This window comes from Methylobacterium platani (assembly GCF_001653715.1).
In the GTDB taxonomy this organism is placed as follows: Bacteria; Pseudomonadota; Alphaproteobacteria; order Rhizobiales; family Beijerinckiaceae; genus Methylobacterium; species Methylobacterium platani.
In genome coordinates, this window is the sequence record NZ_LWHQ01000002.1 from 40,587 (window position 1) to 59,176 (window position 18,590).

Annotated in this window: 17 protein-coding genes; 9 read left to right on the top strand and 8 right to left on the bottom strand. The window is 72.7% G+C overall.

Features of this window, described 5'->3' with window-relative positions; translation table 11 throughout:
• Window positions 1–199 precede the first annotated feature (199 nt).
• Window positions 200–1,393 carry a patatin-like phospholipase family protein gene (locus tag A5481_RS00600; RefSeq protein WP_082173039.1) on the top strand — a complete coding sequence of 398 codons (1,194 nt, stop codon included), beginning with the start codon at window positions 200–202 and terminating at the stop codon, window positions 1,391–1,393.
• 135 nt (window positions 1,394–1,528) lie between these two features.
• Here the strand turns inward: A5481_RS00600 and A5481_RS00605 are convergent, their stop codons facing one another.
• A complete protein-coding gene (locus A5481_RS00605) occupies window positions 1,529–2,308 on the bottom strand; it encodes a helix-turn-helix transcriptional regulator (protein WP_048433244.1) in 780 nt (259 codons plus the stop codon).
• Between the two features lie 108 nt (window positions 2,309–2,416).
• Here A5481_RS00605 and A5481_RS00610 point away from each other — a divergent pair, with 108 nt between their 5' ends.
• The 3 genes from A5481_RS00610 to A5481_RS00620 all read left to right on the top strand — a co-directional run bounded on the left by A5481_RS00610 (window position 2,417) and on the right by A5481_RS00620 (window position 5,016).
• The gene (locus A5481_RS00610; RefSeq protein WP_048433245.1) at window positions 2,417–3,523 is read left to right on the top strand and encodes a quinone oxidoreductase family protein; all 1,107 of its coding nucleotides are present in this window, start codon (window positions 2,417–2,419) and stop codon (window positions 3,521–3,523) included.
• A 97-nt stretch (window positions 3,524–3,620) separates the two neighbouring features.
• A complete protein-coding gene (locus tag A5481_RS00615) occupies window positions 3,621–4,088 on the top strand; it encodes a GNAT family N-acetyltransferase (RefSeq protein WP_053082316.1) in 468 nt (155 codons plus the stop codon).
• A gap of 268 nt (window positions 4,089–4,356) precedes the next feature.
• Entirely contained in the window at window positions 4,357–5,016 is a 660-nt protein-coding gene (locus A5481_RS00620) for a LuxR C-terminal-related transcriptional regulator (RefSeq protein WP_048433247.1), read from the top strand.
• 55 nt (window positions 5,017–5,071) lie between these two features.
• Here A5481_RS00620 and A5481_RS00625 read toward each other — a convergent pair whose 3' ends face one another.
• Window positions 5,072–6,343, bottom strand: a complete 1,272-nt coding sequence (locus tag A5481_RS00625; RefSeq protein ID WP_048433248.1) for a DNA topoisomerase IB — start codon at window positions 6,341–6,343, stop codon at window positions 5,072–5,074.
• A gap of 142 nt (window positions 6,344–6,485) precedes the next feature.
• Between A5481_RS00625 and A5481_RS00630 the strand changes: the two genes are divergently transcribed.
• The 3 genes from A5481_RS00630 (at window position 6,486) to A5481_RS00640 (ending at window position 10,198) form a co-directional block, all read left to right on the top strand.
• On the top strand, window positions 6,486–7,652 hold the full coding sequence (locus tag A5481_RS00630) for a glycosyltransferase (RefSeq protein ID WP_048433249.1): 1,167 nt from the start codon (window positions 6,486–6,488) through the stop codon (window positions 7,650–7,652).
• Window positions 7,652–8,299 (top strand): class I SAM-dependent methyltransferase, encoded by a 648-nt coding sequence (locus tag A5481_RS00635; protein ID WP_048433250.1) that lies wholly within the window; start codon window positions 7,652–7,654, stop codon window positions 8,297–8,299. Before A5481_RS00630 ends, A5481_RS00635 begins: the two co-directional genes overlap by 1 nt.
• Before the next feature lie 279 nt (window positions 8,300–8,578).
• On the top strand, window positions 8,579–10,198 hold the full coding sequence (locus A5481_RS00640; RefSeq protein ID WP_053082317.1) for an acyltransferase family protein: 1,620 nt from the start codon (window positions 8,579–8,581) through the stop codon (window positions 10,196–10,198).
• A gap of 124 nt (window positions 10,199–10,322) precedes the next feature.
• On the opposite strand, the gene A5481_RS00645 is transcribed toward A5481_RS00640, so the two are convergent.
• The 5 genes from A5481_RS00645 to A5481_RS00665 all read right to left on the bottom strand — a co-directional run bounded on the left by A5481_RS00645 (window position 10,323) and on the right by A5481_RS00665 (window position 15,715).
• Window positions 10,323–11,165, bottom strand: coding sequence for an ABC transporter permease (locus A5481_RS00645; protein ID WP_048433251.1), 843 nt, complete (start codon window positions 11,163–11,165; stop codon window positions 10,323–10,325).
• The gene (locus A5481_RS00650; protein ID WP_082173041.1) at window positions 11,162–12,085 is read right to left on the bottom strand and encodes an ABC transporter permease; all 924 of its coding nucleotides are present in this window, start codon (window positions 12,083–12,085) and stop codon (window positions 11,162–11,164) included. The genes A5481_RS00645 and A5481_RS00650 overlap by 4 nt, the downstream gene beginning before the upstream one ends.
• Window positions 12,082–13,149 (bottom strand): ABC transporter ATP-binding protein, encoded by a 1,068-nt coding sequence (locus A5481_RS00655; RefSeq protein ID WP_048433252.1) that lies wholly within the window; start codon window positions 13,147–13,149, stop codon window positions 12,082–12,084. The genes A5481_RS00650 and A5481_RS00655 overlap by 4 nt, the downstream gene beginning before the upstream one ends.
• Before the next feature lie 49 nt (window positions 13,150–13,198).
• Complete coding sequence (locus tag A5481_RS00660; RefSeq protein WP_048433253.1) at window positions 13,199–14,374, bottom strand: extracellular solute-binding protein; 1,176 nt, start codon at window positions 14,372–14,374, stop codon at window positions 13,199–13,201.
• Window positions 14,375–14,812: 438 nt separating this feature from the next.
• Complete coding sequence (locus tag A5481_RS00665; protein ID WP_048433254.1) at window positions 14,813–15,715, bottom strand: GGDEF domain-containing response regulator; 903 nt, start codon at window positions 15,713–15,715, stop codon at window positions 14,813–14,815.
• Between the two features lie 117 nt (window positions 15,716–15,832).
• Between A5481_RS00665 and A5481_RS00670 the strand changes: the two genes are divergently transcribed.
• Entirely contained in the window at window positions 15,833–16,204 is a 372-nt protein-coding gene (locus tag A5481_RS00670) for a hypothetical protein (protein WP_245238746.1), read from the top strand.
• Window positions 16,205–16,217: 13 nt separating this feature from the next.
• On the opposite strand, the gene A5481_RS00675 is transcribed toward A5481_RS00670, so the two are convergent.
• Window positions 16,218–17,057 (bottom strand): IclR family transcriptional regulator, encoded by an 840-nt coding sequence (locus tag A5481_RS00675; RefSeq protein ID WP_048433255.1) that lies wholly within the window; start codon window positions 17,055–17,057, stop codon window positions 16,218–16,220.
• Between the two features lie 272 nt (window positions 17,058–17,329).
• On the opposite strand from A5481_RS00675, the gene A5481_RS00680 reads away from it, so the two are divergent.
• Window positions 17,330–18,568 carry a branched-chain amino acid ABC transporter substrate-binding protein gene (locus tag A5481_RS00680; RefSeq protein WP_048433256.1) on the top strand — a complete coding sequence of 413 codons (1,239 nt, stop codon included), beginning with the start codon at window positions 17,330–17,332 and terminating at the stop codon, window positions 18,566–18,568.
• The last annotated feature ends 22 nt before the right edge of the window (window positions 18,569–18,590 follow it).

An 18,590-nucleotide genomic window follows, 5' to 3' on the forward strand; every position in this document is an offset into this window, starting at 1 on the left:
AGCCGTCCCGTGCGGAGTGCCGCGACATCGTTTCCGAAACCTTGGCCGGATCCTCGTCCCCGCCTCGCCGGGGCGTTGCCTTAGCTGAGGATGCCGGCCCCGCGCGTCAAGCGCGTGACGCCGGTGCCCCGAAGGCCGAACCACGCGACGTTGCATCGCACCATTTGGCTTTTGCGGTGCAGCGCACCACATCTCCGGCATGACGGATTCAGCCTCTCTCCACGAACCGGACCGGAGCGCGGGCGACCGCGAGCCCCTCCCGTCCTTGCCGCCGCAAGCCGCCGATGGCCCCCAGGCCGCCGCAGGCCCCAAGGCCGCCGCAGGCCTACAGGCCGCCGCAGGCCCCCAGGCCGCGTCCGGTCCTCTCGGCCGCGGCCTCGTCGGCCCCCGGGCCGAGAAGCCGATCGCGCTCGCACTGCAGGGCGGCGGCGCCCACGGCGCCTTCACCTGGGGCGTGCTCGACGCCCTGATCGAGGACGGGCGCCTCGCCTTCGAGGCGATCACCGGGGCCAGCGCCGGCGCCATGAACGCCGTCGTGATGGTCGACGGCTGGCTGCGCGGCGGCCCCGACGGCGCCCGCGCCCGCCTGGAGGCGTTCTGGCGCGAGGTCAGCCTCGACGCCGACCTGCCGCGGGCGCAGCAGACCTTCGTCGACGGGGTGATGGGCTTCTGGAAGAAGACGCCGGTCGGCGCGTTCTGGAACGCCGTCGCCAGCCCCTACGTGACCAATCCGCTCAACATCAACCCGCTGAAGCGGGCACTCTCCGACACGGTCGATTTCGAGGCGTTGCGCCGGGACGGACCGGCCGACCTGTTCATCTCCGCGACCAACGTGTGGACCGGCAAGATGGCGGTGTTCGAGCGGCCGGACCTCACGGTCGACCACCTGATGGCCTCGGCCTGCCTGCCGACGGTGTTCCAGGCGGTCGAGATCGACGGCGTGCCGCACTGGGACGGCGGCTATCTCGGCAACCCGCCGCTCTATCCGCTCTATCACGGCGCCCGCTCCCCCGACATCCTGCTGGTCCAGATCAACCCGGTCGAGCGCCGCGAGACCCCGCGCAGCCCGGCCGAGATCCGCGACCGGCTCAACGAGATCACCTTCAACGCCAACCTGCTGCGCGAATTGCGGGCGATCGACTTCGTCGACGACCTGATCGAGGACGGCGTGCTCGGGCGCTCGAACGCCTACAAGCAGGTGCTGCTCCACCGCATCGACGGCAGCGGCGGCGCCCTCGACGACGCCTCGGCCTCCTCGCGGCTCAGGGCGCAATGGCCGTTCTTCCTCCACCTGCGCGATGCCGGGCGGGAGGCGGCCAAGGCCTGGCTCGCCGAGAACTACGACGCGATCGGGCGCGAGAGCACGCTCGATCTCAAGGCGATGTACACGTGAGGCGGAACCGCCTCGTCCCGGCTGCCCCCGACCTGATCCTGGCGCGGGCCGGGTGATACCGCCGCGCCTTCGGACGGGTCCGTTCGAAGGCGCTGGCCGAGCCCGCAAGGTCTCGTTTTTTCCGGCGTCGGCGCATCAGGATTCGGCCGGTCCGTAGATCGCGAGCTTGAGGGCGGGGTCGCCGGTCGCCAGGAAGGTCGCGTAGTCGAAGGCGAGCCGGCCGCGCCGGGGGTGGTGCAGCACCTTGCGGCCGGATCCCCCGCCGCGCACCTCGTGCGCCTGCCACCACGCGGCGAAGAGCGGGCAGCCGGCGCTCAGGCGATCGAGGAGATCGACGAAGGCCGGGTCCGCCGCCGAGAGGTCGTGGACGGCGCGGAACTGCGCCACCATGCGCTGCGCCTCCTCGGCCCAGGCCGGCCCGAACAGGGCCTGCGCCCGCGGATCGGTAAGGACGAAGAGCAGGATGTTGCGCTCCTCGTCGAGCAGGGCGTCGAAGCCGAAGAGGTCGGCGGCGGCCTCGTTCCAGGCCAGCAGGTCCCAGCGCCGGCCTGTGACGTAGGCCGGTTGCGCCAGCCCCGCGACGAGGCGCCGGATCGTCGGCGGCACCGCCTCGCGGACGAAGGCGCGCGGCCGGCCGTCGCCTGCGAGGGCGCGCAGATGCGCGTGCTCGGCCTCGCCGAGGCACAGGGCGCGGGCCAGGGCATCGACGGTGGTGGCCGAGGGGCTGACGTCGCGCCCCTGCTCCAGGCGCACGTACCAGTCGATGCCGATGCCGGCGCGCTCGGCGACCTCCTCGCGGCGCAGGCCCGGCGTGCGGCGGCGGCGCATCGACGGAAGCGCCAGGGCGGCCGGATCGAGCTGGGCCCGGCGCGCCCGCAGGAAATCGCCGAAGGCCTTCTGCCGGGAATCGCTCACGGGAGCCTCTTGCGCGAGGGTGGGCCGCCTGATCCCAGGATCGTACCAGTCCTTCCCGCGCGCCGCACGGGCGTCATCCTGCCCTCGTCCTGTCCGGAGACGAGAGAGATGAAAGCTGCTGTGCTCACGGCGTTCGGATCGCCGCTGGTCGTCGACACGGTGCCCGATCCGGTGATCGGGACCGGCGAGGCGATCGTCGACGTCGTCGCCGCCCCGGTCCTGGCCTACGCCGACGAGGTCTTCTCCGGCGCCCGCCGGTACCTCCTGCCGCCGCCGGTCATCCCCGGTTGCGGGGCGATCGGCCGGGTGCGGACGGTCGGGCCCGACGCGACGGTGCTGCGCGCCGGCGACTGGGTGTTCTGCGATCCCACCGTACGCGCACGCGACGACGCCGTCATGCCCGACATCGTGCTTCAGGGCTGGAGCGCGCGGGGCGAGGGCGGGCAGAGGCTCCAGGATCATCACCGGCACGGCGCCTTCGCCGAGCGGGTGCGGGTGCCGACCGAGAACGCGATCCGGATCGGCCCGATCGCCGAGGCGCAGGCCGGGCACTGGTGTGCGCTCACCACCCTGCTGGTCCCCTATGGCGGCCTGCTGGCGGCGGATCTGCGGGCGGGCGAGACCCTGCTGGTGAGCGGCGCGACCGGTCATTTCGGCAGCGCCGCCGTCGCGGTCGGCCTCGCCATGGGGGCGGCCTGCATCGTCGCCCCGGGCCGCAACGCGGCCGTCCTCGAGGATCTCGTCCGGCGCTTCGGCGACCGGATCCGCCCCGTGGCGCTGACCGGCGACGAGGCGACCGACCGCGCCCGCATGACGGCGGCCGCCCCCGGCCCGATCGACTGCGTCCTCGACATCCTGCCGCCCTCGGTCGACGCCCGGGTCGTGCGCGCCGCCGTGATGACCGTGCGGCCCGGCGGGCGGGCGGTGCTGATGGGCGGCGTCGGCATGCTCGGCGGCGACGACCTGGCGCTGCCCTATCCGTGGATCATGCGCAACGACGTCACGGTGCGGGGGAAGTGGATGTACCCGCCGGACGCGGTGGGCCGCCTGGCCGCCCTCGTCCGCTCGGGCCTGCTGCGGCTCGAGGAGTATGCCGTGACGGACTTCCCGCTCAATGCGGCGAACGAGGCCGTCGCGCATGCGGCCGCGACCGGCGGGCCGTTCCGCCTGACCGTGCTGCGGCCCGGGTCGGGGCGGGAGAACGGTACCGGCTGACGCACCATCGGGTCGCGGCGCCCTCCGGCCACCCTCGCGCGCGGCCGACGCATTTTTCCGATTGCCACGCGATCGGACGATGCTTCAGGCTCGATCGATGACGGCAGCCGCGATCATCGAGGTGGAAACGCCCCTGCAGGAGGACGTGACGGCCCTGCTGGCCGAGGCGGAGGCCGTCGCGGCGCGGCTCTATCCGGCCGCACCGCGCCGGCCGGTCACCGCCGACAGCCTGGCGGGATCGGGCATCCATCTCCTGGTCGCACGGATCGACGGAGCGGCGCTCGGCCTCTGCGCGGTCATCGAGCGCGGCGGCGGCGAGGTCGAGCTGAAACGGCTGATCGTCGCCGCGCGGGCCCGGGGACGGGGCGTCGGCACGGCGCTGGTGCGAGGCGCCGAGGCGCAGGCTCGCCGCCTCGGCGCCGGGAGGATCGTTCTTGAGGTCGGCGTCGGCAACGTCGAGGCCCGGGCGCTCTACCGTCGGGCGGGCTTCGCGCCGCGCGGGCCGTTCCCGCCCTACCGCGCCCTGCCGGTCAGCCTGTTCCTGGAACGCGCCGTCGCCGCCTGACCCAATGCGGGAAATTACCGAGGCCCGCGTTCCAAACTGGTTCGGGCGGGCGGGCCGCTTCATCCGGGCCGCGCGGCGCACGAAGCCCCTCAGCCGCGACATCCCGCCGCGGAGTCGGTCTACCTAGGCATTCTTCCCCTCGGGCGCACTGCCGCCGCGCCCCGCATCGGGGGCGAAGCCGCCCCGCATCGACCGAGGTGGAACGGAGCTTGTTCGGACTCCTCCATGGGCACCGCGCCTGTATCGCGCTGGGACGGAGGCAAGCGGCATGAGTGACGCCGTCAGGGTTCTGATCATCAACGAGCCGTCGGATCTCGGCGCCGCCTTCCGGGCGACGCTGGAACACGCCCCGGCCCTGCTGACCGTGGGCGAGGAGGAGCTGGAGGATCCGGGCCGTCCGTGCGTCGTCCTGGCCTTCGCGCCGGCGATCGGCCCGGCCGCCATCGCGTCCCTGCGCGAGCGGGCGCCGGAGGCCCGCATCCTGGTGGCGTTCCAGGCCGCCGACGCGGCGGAGATCGGCCGGCTCGCAGTGGCCGGCGCCGACGCCTTCGTGGCCCGCTGCGCGCCCCCGCGCGAGATCTGCGCGACGATCCTGGCGCTCGCCCGCGGCCTGCCGCTGCACGAGGGCGAGCCGGACGGCCCGGCCCCCGAGGCGGCGGCCGAGAGCCTGGGCCTCACCCCGCGGGAGGCCGAGGTGCTGCGCTTCCTCAGCGCCGGCTTCAGCAACAAGGAGGTCGCCCGCCGCCTCACGGTCAGCGTGCGCACGGTCGAGACCCACCGGCTCAACCTGCGCCGCAAGACCAAGACCGGCCGGCTCAAGGACCTGGTGCAGCTCGCCCGCCAGATCGGCCTCGCGCCGGTGCTCGAGGGCGAGGCGCGGCCGCTGCGGCGCGTCGGTCACGAGGCTCACCGCGCCGTTCCGCACTGAAGCGCGAGATCGGCGGTCCCGGGGGACCGCCGGAATATCGGGCCGGGATACGCGATCAGGCGGCCTTGCGGGCCGCCGTCCTGCCGGCCCGGGTGCCGCCCTTGACCGAGCGTCCTGTCGCGGGACCCTTCTCGGCGGGACTCGGCCTCTTCTTGGCGGGACTCGTCTTGTCCTTGGCAGGACCCGTCTTGGCCGATGCTGCCTCGGCGCGCGTCGCCCGGCCTTTGCCCTTCGCCTCGATCCGGGCGAGGCGCCCCTGGAGCAGGGCGAGCACCGCCGTCTCCTCGGGCCGCAGGCGGGCGATGTCCTCGCGCAGCGCCGCCTCGACCTCGTCCTTGACCTGGAGCAGCAGCTCGCCCTCGAGGTAGCAGCCCAGGATCTCCGGGTGGACGTAGCACTTGCGGCAGATCGTCGGCGTGTTGCCGAGCCGCTCCGCCACCCGCTCGATCGCCTCCCGCACGTTGCGCTTGGCCACCGCCTGGGTGTCGAAGGACGCGAACTCGCGCAGGGCCATCGCGGCGAGCACGGTGCCGGACCAGGTGCGGAAATCCTTGGCGGTGATGTCGCGGCCGGTGATCTCGCGCAGGTAGGCGTTCACGTCGGCCGAGGTCACGTCGCGCTGCACTCCGTCCTCGTCGAGGTACTGGAACAGCTCCTGGCCGGGCAGGTCCTGGCAGGCCTTGACGATCTTCGCCACCCGCCGGTCGTGGACCGCGAGTTCCCAGACCTTGTTGCTCTTGCCCTTGAAGCGGAACCTCAGCTCCCTGCCCTCGATCCGGACATGCGGGTCGCGCAGGGTGGTGAGGCCGTAGCTCTTGTTCTGCTTGGCGTAATCGTCGTTGCCGACGCGGATCAGGGTGGTCTCGAGCAGGTGCACGACGGTGGCCAGCACCTTCTCGCGCGGCAGCCCGCGCCGGGCCATGTGCTCCTGCACGGTGGCGCGCAGGCCCGGCAGCACCTCCGCGAAGCTCATCATGTGGGCGAACTTGGTGCTCTCGCGCGCCTGGCGGAACTCGGGATGGTAGCGGTACTGCTTGCGGCCGCGGGCATCGCGCCCGGTCGCCTGGATGTGGCCGTTGGCGTGGCGGCAGATCCACACGTCGGTATAGGCCGGCGGGATCGCCAGCGCCTTGACCCGCGCGAGGGTCCGCTCGTCCCGCACCTTCGCCCCGTTCGCATCGACGTAGGCGAAGCCGCGCCCGTTGCGCTTGCGGCGCAGGCCCGGCTCCTCGTCGCTGACGTAAGCCAGGCCCGCCTCGCGGGCGGCGTCGCGGGTGTCGACGCGATCCTCGGCGGCCGATTCCGCCATCTCGGGATCCGACAGCATGGGCGTTTCCAACCTCACGGGGTTCCGGTCGGGGTCAACCGGCGCCCGGCCGCGCCGGTTCCTGCGGCGGCGGGGTATCGGGCCGGTATCCCCGGGCGACGCTGCGGGTTAGGGAGGGGGCGACGAAGCGGGAGACGGATCGGTGCAGCCACAGGACGCGGCGCGGGACGGCAAGCGGGCGCAGGTCGTCAAGGCCCACGTCGCCTTCGTGGTCACCGAGGATTGGTTCTTCGCCTCGCACTTCCTGCCGATGGCCCGCGCCGCGGTGGCGGCCGGCCACCCGGTCTCGGTCGTCACCCGCGTGCGGGCGCACCGGGACGCGATCGCCGCGACCGGCGCCCGGGTGGTGGCGCTGGAGGCCGAGCGGTCGAGCCTCAACCCGATGGCGGCGGGCTACGCCGCCGGCCAGCTCGCGGCGATCCTCAAGGCCCTGAAGGCCGACATCGTCCACTGCATCGCCCTGCGCGGCATCCTGGTCGGCGGCGCGGCGGCGATGCTCGCCGGCATCCCGTCCCGGGTCTACGCGCTCACCGGCCTCGGTCTGATCGGCGCCCGGCAGGACCGGGCCGGGCGCCTCGCCCGCACCGGCCTGCGCCTGCTGATCCGCGGCCCCCTGGAGACCGCGCGCACCCGCTACCTGTTCGAGAACCCGGACGACGCCCGGCTGCTCGGCCTCGATCCGGCGGGGCCGCGGGTCACGGTGGTCGGCGGCGCCGGCATCGACCCGGAGGCCTGGGAGCCGGCGCCCCTGCCGCCCGGGCCGCCGCTGCGGATCGCGCTGACCGCCCGCATGCTGTGGTCGAAGGGGGTCGATACCGCCGTGGAGGCGGCGCGGCGCGCGGAAGGCCAGGGTGCGAGCCTGGAGCTCGGGCTCTACGGCGCCCCCGATCCCTCGAATCGCCGGGCGATCCCGGAATCCACCCTGCGCGACTGGTCGCGGGACGGCGTGGTCTGGCACGGCTCGACCGGGGACGTCGCCGGGGCCCTCGCCCGGGCCCACGTCGCCTGCCTGCCCTCGCGCGGCGGCGAGGGATTGCCGCGCGCCCTGCTCGAAGCCGCGGCGAGCGGCCGGGCGATCCTCACCACCGACGTGCCGGGCTGCCGGACCCTGGTGCGGGACGGGATCGAGGGCCTGGTCGTGCCGCCGGACGATCCCGCCGCGCTCGCCGCCGCGATGGTGCGGCTCGCCGCCGATCCGGCCCTCGTCGCCCGGATGGGCGCGGCGGCCCGGGCCCGCATCGTCGAGGGCGGCTTCACCGAGGCGGCGGTGACGGACGAGGTGCTCCGGCTCTACGCGGAGCTCGCCTGATGGACCCGGTCGCCTTCATCCGCACCCACACCGCGCTCCGCCCGGTGCCCCACGCCCCCGCGATCCGCCTGCACGTCGCCGACGAGGCGACGGACCTGTGGGGCCGCACCGAGGAGGAACTGGGCGAGATCGGCCTGCCGCCGCCGTTCTGGGCCTTCGCCTGGGCCGGCGGGCAGGCGCTCGCGGCCTACGTGCTGGAGAACCCCGAGACCGTCGCGGGCGCCCGCGTCCTCGACTTCGCCTCCGGCTCGGGCCTCGTCGCCATCGCGGCGGCGATGGCCGGGGCGGCGTCGGTCGAGGCGAGCGACCTCGATCCCTTCGCGCTCGCGGCGATCGGCCTCAACGCGGCCGAGAACGGCGTCGCCGACCGCATCGCCGCGAAGGGCGCCGACCTGATCGGCCGCGACGAGGGCTGGGACTGCGTGCTCGCCGCCGACATCTTCTACGAGCGCGACCTCGCCGCGAAGGTCGGCGACTGGCTGGCGGGCCTCCACGCCCGCGGCACCCGGGTGCTGCTGGGCGACCCCGGCCGGGCCTACCTGCCGAAGGAGAAGCTGGAGACCCTCGCGACCTACGCGGTGCCGGTGACCCGGGCGCTGGAGGATTCCGAGATCAAGCGGACGGGGGTGTGGCGGTTCCGGGGGTGACGGCGTCGCCCGCTCGGAGCGGAGCCCGACCGGCGCGATCGTCTGGGAGCCTGTTCGCCTCGAACCGAGGGTTCATCGCGAAGCGGTAGTCAAGCGCTCGCCGGCACCGGCAGACATGCCGCCCGCAACTGTCGAGATCGTCGAACCCTCGCTGTTGCAGAATTGCCATTCAGGTTGAGATAAGCACCCGTCGACGGGGATGTGTCTTGTTTCCGATATTTTCCAAGGTCTGACTGCGCAGGACGGCGCCGCGTGCGCACCACCTGCGAAATGCCAGCGATGTCCATCGGCCTCAACCGGGATCTCCCCGGCATCGTCACGGTTACGCCTCGCGACGCATCGGTGGCGGCCGCGCCGTCGCCCGCGGGCATCGCGCGGGCGGGCGGAGAGCTCACGAACCTCCAGCTCCTGCGCGCCCTCGCGGCGAGCCTCGTCCTCATCCACCACGTCGCGGTCTACGGGCAGACCCTGCGCGGCGCCGAGAGGCCCTTCGCCGCCCTGGACGGGCTGATGGGGGTGTGGGGCGTCGCGATCTTCTTCGCCCTGTCCGGGTTCCTGATGGCCCGGATGATCGCCCGCGATCCGCCCCTGGTCTTCCTGGCGCATCGGGTGAGCCGCATCTTCCCGACCTACTTCGCGGTGATCGCCCTGTTCGCCGGCCTGTTCGCGGCCCTGGGCCTCGACCTCGGCGGCATCTCGGTGCTGGCCCTGTCGCTGGCGCCCGCAGGGCAGCGCAGCTCCCCGCTCAACGTGGAATGGACCCTCGTCCTCGAGCTGACCTTCTATATCGGGCTGTTCGTGCTCGCCGCGACGGGCCGGGCACGGCGCCTCGTGCCGGTCGCGGCGGCCTGGCTCGTCCTGCTCGCGGTCGCATTCCCGCTGCTGCCGCCCGACAGCCGCAACATGATGCCGCCGCCACTCTACCTCGTGCCGGTCACGGCGGCCTGCGCGCCGTTCGCCGGCGGGCTGCTGCTGCCGCGGCTGATCGCGACGGGCTGGATCCGTCCCGCGACGGCGATCCTCGCCCTGCCCTTCGCGGCCGCCTGCTTCTTCGTCGATACCGCCGCCGCGCGCTGGCTCGGCGGCATCGCCGCCGTGCTGATCGTGGGCGCCGCCGTCACGGCGGCGCCGGTCCGCCGGCGAGGTGCCGCGGCACGCGGGCTGATCGCGCTCGGCGATGCGAGCTACGTGCTCTACCTCATCCATCCGCCGGTGCTGATGCTGGCGAACTGGGCTTGCCCGCCGCACTGGTCGGGCGCCGCCTACGCGGTCGTCTCTCTTGCGGGAGCCCTCACGGCCGCGGCCCTCCTCGGCCCCGTCGACGTGGCGCTGTACCGGCGCCTGCGGCGGCGGATCGACGTCCTGACGCCGGCCGCGCTGAAGCGGGCCCTGGCCGCCTTCCTGGTCGTCTTCGGGGGCTGCGCCCTCTGGGGCAGCATCGAGACGGCGCGCAACGACTGGGCCGAGAGCCGGGCCCGCCGCGCCGTCGCCCAAGGATCGTGGGACTCCGTCGCGGCGGCCGACGCCTCGATCGCCCGGGGCGGCCTTGCGCCTTCCCCGACCCTGCGGGCCGGCGTGGAGGCGATGGAGCGCATCTCCGCGAGCGAGTACCTGATGACGGCCCACGCATTCGACGCGGCGGCCGGTCCGGGGATGCATCTCGCGCTCTTCTGCGGCGGGCGCCTCGTCGTCCTCGACAGGCCGCGCCGCCTGCGCCGGGACCTCGCCGGGCAGCCGGGCTACGAGGCCCTGGGGACGCAGCGCGTCGGCTACCGCCTCCGCTTACCCGCGGACGTCTGCAGCGTGGAGAACACCGTCGCCGTCGTCGTCGGCCCCTCCGGTGCGATGGCGTCCCTCCCCGTCCCGCGGGCGGCTCTACGACGCCCGGATGATCGTTGAGAAACGAGACCACGGGGCCGGCGGGCGACACCGCGGGCCAGGCCGGGCCGGGCCAAGGCCCATGACGACAACCGGCATCGGCGGCCCGGAATGCCGATGCCCCGCTCGTCCCGTCGCCCGCGGCTCAATGCGCCGCCGGCTGCTTCGCCCTGGCCACGATCTGCGTCGGGTTGACGAAGCGCAGCGCGACGACGAGCCAGACCAGCGTCAGCGCCATGTAGACCACCGCCATCGCGTCGATCGACTGCCCGGCCCGGACGCCGGCGGCGAAGACCGCGTAGTAGAGCGCCACCACCAGGGTCTGGCTCGTCGGCCCGGCGACCAGGAAGGTCAGCTCGAACATCGCGATGGTGCGCACCAGCACCAGGAGCAGGGCGGCCAGGATGCCGGGGATCAGCAGCGGCAGGAGCACCCGCAGGAAGAGCTGGCGCGTGCCGGCGCCGAAGACCCGGGCGGCCGCCTCGATGCGGGGGTCGATCTGCTCGATGAACGGGATCATCACCAGCACCACGAAGGGCACGCTCGGCACGAGGTTGGCCAGCACCACGCCCCACAGCGTACCGGCCAGGCCCGCCTGGTACAGCACGGTGGCGAGCGGGATGCCGTAGGTGATCGGGGGCACGAGCAGCGGCAGCAGGAAGACCAGCATCACCAGCCGCTTGCCCGGAAAGTCGCGCCGCGCCAGGGCGTAGGCCGCCGTGACCCCGAGGGCGCCGGAGAGCAGCACGACCAGGAACACCACCTGGAGGGTCACCACCAGCACGTCGCCGAGCTGGAACTCGTCCCAGGCCGAGGCGTACCAGCGGGTGGTGAAGCCGAGCGGCAGCCAGGTGCCGAGCCAGCGCGTGGCGAAGGAGTTGAGCACCACCGCGGCGATCATCGCCAGCAGGTTGAGGCAGAACAGCAGCGTGACGGCCCAGACCGCCATCCGCCACAGGCGCGAGGAGAGGCCGGTGTCGCGGATCATCCCTTGGTGCCTCCGACCGGGCCCGTGTAGAGCAGCGTGCGCGCCCAGAGCAGGGCCGCCACGATCGCGAGCTGCACCGCGCCCATGATCATCGCGATCGCCGAGGCGAGCGAGTAGTCGTAGTCTTCGAACGCCGCCTGGTAGGCCGCGATCGAGATCACCCGCGTCGCGCCCGCCGGCGCCCCGAGCAGCACCGCCGAGGGGAAGACCGAGAAGGCCTGGACGAAGGACAGGCAGAAGGTGACGGCGAGCCCCGGCAGGATCAGCGGCAGGATCACCCGCGTGAAGCGCTGCCAGGCATTGGCGCCGTGGGTCGCCGCCGCCTGTTCCAGCGCCGGATCGATGCCGGTGACCGAGGACAGGGTGAGCAGGAAGGCGAACGGGAAGCCGGTGATGAGGAGCGAGGCGAAGACGCCCCAGTAGTTGTTGGTGAGCTTGAGCGGGCCGGCGATCACCCCGAGCCAGATCAGCGAGCGGTTGAACCAGCCCTGCGGCCCGAGGAAGTTGAGCAGGCCCTCCGCCACCAGCACGGTGCCGAGCGTGATCGGCAGGACCAGGATCGTGGTGAGCAGGCGCTGATGCCGCATCAGCCGCACCCGGAGCGCGATCGGCACCGCGAGCGCGAGGTTGAGCACGGTCACGGGCAGCGCGAGGCGCAAGGTGGCGCCGATCGTGTCGTACAGGAACGGGTCGGAGAAGAAGCGGGCGTAGTTCGCCCAGAAGGCGCCGGCCTTCGGCTGCAGCGACAGGACGAGGCCGTAGGCGAAGGGATAGACGAACAGGCCGAGGATCGCCAGGAGGGCCGGCAGCACCAGGAGCGTGGTGCCGTCGAGGCCGCGGGCCGCGAGGCGCACGGAGAGCGGCGGCCGCTCGCTCCGGGGCGCGGCCGGCGCGGAGGCGGGGAGCGAGGCCGAGCTCACGCGGCCTCCCCGGGGAAGACCAGCACCCGGGGCGAGGCGGCGGCGAGGCGCAGGGTCTCGTCCTGCGCCACCGCGCGGTCGGAGCGGAAGAACAGCTCGGTTCCGTCCTGCGCCACGGCGGTGCCGAAGAAGGCCCGGCCGCGATACTCGACGCTGGCGACCCGGGCCGGCAGGCCCTCGGCGGCCGGCACCAGGTCCTCCGGGCGGATCGCCGCGACCGCGGGGGCGCCGGGGGTCAGGCTCTCGCGCAGGGTGCCGGCGAGGCGGGTGCCGCAGATCTCGACCTCGGCCCGGTCGCCGCTGACCGCGAGGGCCCGGCCGCGCAGGCGGTTGCGGAAGCCCATGAAGTCGGCGACGTCCGGATGGGCCGGCCGCTCGTAGAGGTCCTCCGGCGTGCCGACCTGGCGGATGCGCCCGTCGCGCATCACCACGATGCGGTCGGCCATCGACAGGGCCTCGTCCTGGTCGTGGGTGACGTAGATCGTGGTCGAGCCGATGGCGTCGTGGATGCGGCGGATCTCGGCCCGCATCTCGAGCCGCAGCTTGGCGTCGAGGTTCGACAGGGGCTCGTCCATCAGCACGACCGGCGGCTCGATCACGATCGCCCGGGCGATGGCGACCCGCTGCTGCTGGCCGCCGGACATCTGGCCCGGGAGCTTCGCGGCCTGCGATTGCAGCCGCACCAGCGCCAGCGCGTCGTCGACCCGGCGGGCGGCGTCCGCCCCCTTGATGCCCCGCATGGCGAGGCCGAAGCCGACGTTCTTCGCCACGGTCATGTGGGGAAAGAGCGCGTAGCTCTGGAACACCATGCCGAAGCCGCGCTCCTCGGGCTTCAGCCGGTCGATGCGGCGCTCGCCGAGATGGATCGACCCGCCGGTGAGCGGCAGGAGCCCGGCGATGCAGTTGAGCGCCGTCGACTTGCCGCAGCCCGACGGCCCGAGCAGGGCGACGAACTCGCCCCCCTTGATCGTCAGGTCGAGCCCGTCGAGCGCGGTCATCGCGCCGAACCGGCGGCTCAGGCCGCTCAAGCGCAGATCCTGCGGCGCCTCGTGATGGCCTGGCATTCCCTCGTCTCCCCTGCCCCCGGGCCTCTTTGCGGGCTCCGGCCGGCTGCTACCGCTTCTTGCCGGAACCGACCTGCTCGTCCCAGCGCCGGAACGCCACCACCAGCTTGTCGGCGTCGAGCGGCATCTCGATCGGGTGGTCGGCGATCATCGTGTCGTATTCCGGCCGGCCGAACTCCTTGAGCGCCGCGCGGCTCTCCGGCGGGGCCATGTCGAGGGTGACGCCCTTCACGGCCGGGCCGGGATAGAAGTAGCCCTCGTCGTAGGTGTAGGCCTGCTGCGCCGGCTGGAGCAGGAAGGCCATCAGGTCGAGGATGACCGCGAGCTTCTCCTCGGGCACGCCCTTCGGCACCGCCATGTAGTGGGCGTCGGCGACCCAGCGGAAGTTCTTCAGGGCGCCGACCTTGGCCTCCGCCGGCACGACGCCGAGCACGCGGGGATTGATGTCCCAGCCGGTGGTCGAGACGACGATGTCGCGGCTGCCCTCGCCGAGCTCCTTCATCGTCTGCGAGGTGCCGCCCGGGTAGTAGTCGACCGTCTCGCCGATCGCCTTGAGATACTCCCAGGTCTTGTCCCAGCCCTTGTCCGGGTCGGCCGGGTTCGTGTCGCCGAGGATGTAGGGCAGGCCCATGATCCAGGTGCGGCCGGGGCCGGAATTGGCCGGGCGGGCATACATGAACTTGCCCTTGTTCTGGCGCGCCCAGGCCAGGAGCTCCTCGGCGCTGGTCGGCACCGTCTTCACCCGGTCGGGCATGTACTCGATCAGGGGCCCCGACGGGTACCAGGCGACGCACAGGCCCTGGTCCTGCGCCAGGCCGTTCAGCCGGAGCGCCGCCGGCTGGTAGATGTCGGCGGGCTTCGGCAGCTGGCCGGCATAGGGCTTCAGGTCGACCCAGAGCTTCTGCTCGATGCCGGCCGCGATGCCGTCGGTCCCGGTGAGGACGAGGTCGATGTCGACCCGGCCGGCGGCCTGCTGCGCCTTGAGCTTCGAGGGCAGCTCCGGCGCCGGGGCCTTGGTGAAGGCGAAGCGCGAGACGATCCCGGGCTTCGCCCGGCGATAGGCTTCGATCGCCTTCTGGGTCAGGGCGAGGTTGCCGGCGACGTCGACCACCGTGACGACGACGGGGGATTTCGGCAGGGGAAGCTGCGCGAAGGCCCGCCCGGAGAGGGCGAGACCGGTCCCGGCCGCGAGACCCGCGACCGCGCTGCGGCGTGTGATCGTCATGTTTCCCCCGGTTCCTGGCGCGCAGGCTCTGCCGGCCCGCGTTCGGCGACGCTCCGCGCCGCGCTCGCCATCCATTGGTGCACTAATATTTCAGCGCGTCAAGCCTGATGGAGCGCCGGGCCGAGGGAGGCGGACGCCGGGCTGAGGGAGGCGGACCTGGCCGCCGATCCGGGGGCGGCCGGCTCGACGACGCCCGCTGCTCCGCGCCCGCATGCGGAGGATGCGATCCGGGCGATCTCGCGACGTCGCCGGCGGCGCCTGCCGGCTTCGCCTCGCGTCCCGCTCGGAACGGTGCGTCCGCCGATCCAGCGGCGCCCGTCTTGCGTGGGCCGGGCGGTCGCAGGGGCGCGGGACCGGTTGCGCGACCCGGGCAGGGGCTGGTGCTCGATCGACCGTCGCGAGCAGGGCCGCCTTCGCCCGATCGGGCGAAGCGCCGCCTTACCCCGCCCGCGCCAGGATCAGGTCGGTGGCGGCCGAGACGACGCGGTTGCGGCCCGTCGTCTTGGCCTCGTAGAGCGCGATGTCGGCGCGCTTGAGCAGGCCGCCCACGGTCTCGCCTTCCGACCAGGTGCTGACGCCGAAGCTCGCGGTGAGCTGGACCGGTCCGCGCTGGCCCTTGAAGCGCAGCTGCGTGCAGCGCAGCCGCAGGCGGCCGGCGGCGGCCTCGGCCTCCTCCAGGCTGCGCCCGGGAAGCGCCAGGGCGAATTCCTCGCCGCCGAGGCGCCCGGCGATGCCGCCGGCTTCCGTCAGCAGTTCCTGCGCGACGCCGCGGATCGCCGTGTCGCCGACATCGTGGCCGTGCTGGTCGTTGACGGCCTTGAAGTGATCGATGTCGACGAGGATCATCGACAGCCGGCCGTGGGCGCCGGCCCGGTCGGCCGCCTCGCCGGCCCGTTGCAGGAAGGCGCGGCGGTTGAGGAGCCCGGTGAGCGCGTCGGTCTCGGCGAGCCGGATCAGCTCGCGCTGCATCCCGGTCATCCGCTCGGCGGCGCGCAGGCGGGCGTAGAGCTCCTCCGGGCCCGGGGGCTTGTCGATGAAGTCGTCCGAGCCGCTGTCGAGCGCCTCCGCCAGGTTGCGGGCGTTGCGGGCCGACGACATCGTGATGATGTAGAGCGGCCGGTGCGCATCCGCGAGCAGGCGCGCCGACCAGCACAGTTCGAGGCCGCCGAGGGGCCGGACCTCGAGGCTGGTGATCAGCGCCGTGACCGAGGCGTTGTCGGTGACGAAATCGAGCGCCTCGCGCGAATCCGTGAACGTGTCCACGGTATGGCCGCGGGGCGTCAGGAGACCGCTGATGACCTTGAGCACCACCCGGCTCGGATCGACGACGACGATGTGCATGACGCCCCCAGGCAGGAGGACGGGCCCCCGCTTCCCCCGGGAAAAGGTTGCGCTCGAAGGATTAACGTCGCCTCAAGCCGGCGCGCGCAAGTGCAGGGATAAGTGCGGAGGTCGACGGTGACGCGGACGAAGACGGCGGGCGGGGAGGCGGACCCGGGGACGGCCGTGCCGGTCACGCCGGACGGACGCTACATCGTGGTGCGCGGGCGGCTGTGGCGGCGCAGCGACCCGGGCCTGGCGCCGGAGCGCCGCGAGGCGCTGGTGCACGACCTGATGCAGGCCCGCCGTGCGGTGCGCGAGGCCAAGCGGGAGGACGGCGCGGCCGGGGGCGAGGCCCTCGCCGCGGCCCGCGCGGCGGTCGACGCGGCCAAGCACGGCCTGGGCGAGCGCGGACCGCCCTGGTGGACGGACGGGGCGCCGGACTACAACCGCCACCTCGCCCGCAACACGCCCTACGCGGCGTGGTTCGCGGGGCTGGGGGAGGGGTGAGCGGGGCGCGCCCTCAATCGACGATCCCGAGCGCGCGCATCCGCCCGATCGTCTCCATCAGCTTCGGTCCGGTGTCGCGGCGCAGGACCTCCTCGGTGAGGAGGAAGGCGGGGCCGCTGATATTGACCGCGAAGTGGCCCCGCCCGCCCGGCGCGTGGATCGGGGCCGCGACGGCGTTGATGTCCTGGTGCCAGATGCCGACGCCGACGCAGAAGCCGTCCCGGGCGATCTCGCCGGCGCAGCGGCGGTAGGTCTGCTCCAGCCGGCCGGCATCGGCGCCCTCGCGGCGCAGGCGGGTGAGGATGGCGGCGCGCTCCCCCTCGTCGAGGCTCGCCAGCGTCGCCATGCCCATGGCGCTGCGGGCCAGCGGCAGGTGGAACCCGACCTCGCTCGACAGGACGATGCGCTGGCCCTGGCCGCGCCAGAGCTGGACGTAGACGCTCGACAGCCCGTCGAGCAGGCCGAGGGCGACGTGGGCCTGCACCGCCGTGGCGAGGTCCTGCAGGAACGGCTTGACCATCTGTGGGAACGAGTTCTGGCGCAGGAAGGCCGAGCTGAGCGCCAGCACCGCGGGGCCGAGGCCGTAGCGCTCGCCCTCCGGCTCGTGCACCAGGTAGCCCAGCGAGAGAAGCGTGTGGGTCAGGCGCGAGACCGTGGGCTTGGGCAGGCCGGTGCGGGCGGCGATCTCGCGGTTGCCCAGCATCTCGGCGGCGTCCCGGAAGACGCGCAGCACCTGGAGGCCGCGGGCGAGCGCCGTGACGAACTGCCGGTCGCCGTCCTCGCTCTCCGCCGGGCCGTCCGCCATCGGGTTCCGCGTGGTCGCGTCGATGCGCGCCGCCATCGCCTGTGCCATGCTGCCGCCTCCCCCGATCCGGCCGTGCTTCTGGTCCGTGCGCTTGGGTCCGCGCACTTGGTCCCGCGGTCCCCGACCGCCTCGCCCCGGGCCGTCCTAAGGTGACGATGCCGCGCCGCCTCGGCAACATGTTTCGCGATGCGGATCGGAATTTCGCATCTTGACCAGCCCAGGACCGGGAGGCAGTGTTCGCCCGAGGCGGGGCAACCCGCCGGCGACGCCGAATACGGCGCGCCCATAAGAATTCGGGAACGCCATTCCAGGAGGACGCCTTGGTCAAGACCCTCGCGCGCATCACGGCCGCCGGCCTCGTCGCCTTGGCAGCCTCGACTGCGCTCGCCGCGCCGATGAGCCTGAAGATCGCCTTCGTCGATCCGCTCTCCGGCGGCGGGGCCAGCACCGGCGAGGCCGGGCTGAAGACCTTCCAGTTCATGGCCGACCAGCTCAACGCCAAGAACCCCGACCTGAAGCTCGAGGTGACCGGCTACGACAACAAGCTCAATCCGCAGGAGAGCCTGGTCCAGCTCCAGAAGGCGATCGATTCCGGCGCGCGCATCGTGGTGCAGGGCAACGGCTCCTCGGTCGGTGCCGCGCTGATCGACTTCGTCGGCAAGTACAACGACCGCAATCCCGGCAAGGAGATCATCTATCTCAACTACGCCGCGGTCGATCCGTCGCTGACGAACGCCAAGTGCAATTACTGGCACTTCCGGTTCGATGCCAATTCCGACATCAAGATGGCGGCCCTGACCAACTACATCAAGGGCAAGCCTGAGATCAAGAAAGTCTACCTGATCAATCAGGATTACTCGCACGGCCAGGCGGTGCGCGCCGCCGCCCGGGCGATGCTGAAGGAGAAGCGGCCCGACATCCAGATCGTCGGCGACGAGGTGGCGCCGCTGCAGAAGGTCAACGACTTCTCGCCCTACATCGCCAAGATCAAGGCCTCGGGCGCCGACACGGTGATCACCGGCAACTGGGCGCAGGACATGTCGTTGCTGCTCAAGGCGGCGGGCGATGCCGGATTGCAGGCCAAGTTCTACACCTATTACGGCGGCGGCAGCGGCGGGCCGACGGCGATCAAGCAGGCGAACCTGCCCGATCACGTCTACCAGATCTCCGAGGGCTACGCGAATATCGACTACAAGCCCGCGCACGACTTCGAGACCGCCTTCCGCGCCAAGACCGGCCAGGAGCTCACCTACGCGCGCATCGTCAACCTGATGAACGTGCTGTCGAAGGCGACGCTCACCGCCAAGTCGACCGACCCGAAGGCGATCGCCAAGGCGATGGACTCGATCCACAACGACACGCTCTACGGCAAGGACAGCTTCATCCGGCCGGACGACCACCAGATCTTCCAGCCGATCTACATCTCGCGCTTCGGCCCGGTCGACACCTCGAAGGTGCTCGACAGCGAGAATACCGGCTGGGGCTGGACCGGCGACGGCGTGGTCGAGGCGAAGGACACCCTGCTGCCGACCACCTGCAAGATGGACCGCCCGAGCTGAGGCGAGGGGAGGGGCGGCGTTC

Bases quoted from the DNA above. Each gene is read 5' to 3' on its own strand.
- A5481_RS00600 (WP_082173039.1), top strand. From the start codon at position 200: ATGACGGATTCAGCCTCTCTCCACGAACCGGACCGGAGCGCGGGCGAC.
- A5481_RS00610 (WP_048433245.1), top strand. From the start codon at position 2,417: ATGAAAGCTGCTGTGCTCACGGCGTTCGGATCGCCGCTGGTCGTCGAC.
- A5481_RS00615 (WP_053082316.1), top strand. From the start codon at position 3,621: ATGACGGCAGCCGCGATCATCGAGGTGGAAACGCCCCTGCAGGAGGAC.
- A5481_RS00620 (WP_048433247.1), top strand. From the start codon at position 4,357: ATGAGTGACGCCGTCAGGGTTCTGATCATCAACGAGCCGTCGGATCTC.
- A5481_RS00625 (WP_048433248.1), bottom strand. From the start codon at position 6,343: ATGCTGTCGGATCCCGAGATGGCGGAATCGGCCGCCGAGGATCGCGTC.
- A5481_RS00635 (WP_048433250.1), top strand. From the start codon at position 7,652: ATGGACCCGGTCGCCTTCATCCGCACCCACACCGCGCTCCGCCCGGTG.
- A5481_RS00640 (WP_053082317.1), top strand. From the start codon at position 8,579: ATGTCCATCGGCCTCAACCGGGATCTCCCCGGCATCGTCACGGTTACG.
- A5481_RS00645 (WP_048433251.1), bottom strand. From the start codon at position 11,165: ATGATCCGCGACACCGGCCTCTCCTCGCGCCTGTGGCGGATGGCGGTC.
- A5481_RS00655 (WP_048433252.1), bottom strand. From the start codon at position 13,149: ATGCCAGGCCATCACGAGGCGCCGCAGGATCTGCGCTTGAGCGGCCTG.
- A5481_RS00660 (WP_048433253.1), bottom strand. From the start codon at position 14,374: ATGACGATCACACGCCGCAGCGCGGTCGCGGGTCTCGCGGCCGGGACC.
- A5481_RS00665 (WP_048433254.1), bottom strand. From the start codon at position 15,715: ATGCACATCGTCGTCGTCGATCCGAGCCGGGTGGTGCTCAAGGTCATC.
- A5481_RS00675 (WP_048433255.1), bottom strand. From the start codon at position 17,057: ATGGCACAGGCGATGGCGGCGCGCATCGACGCGACCACGCGGAACCCG.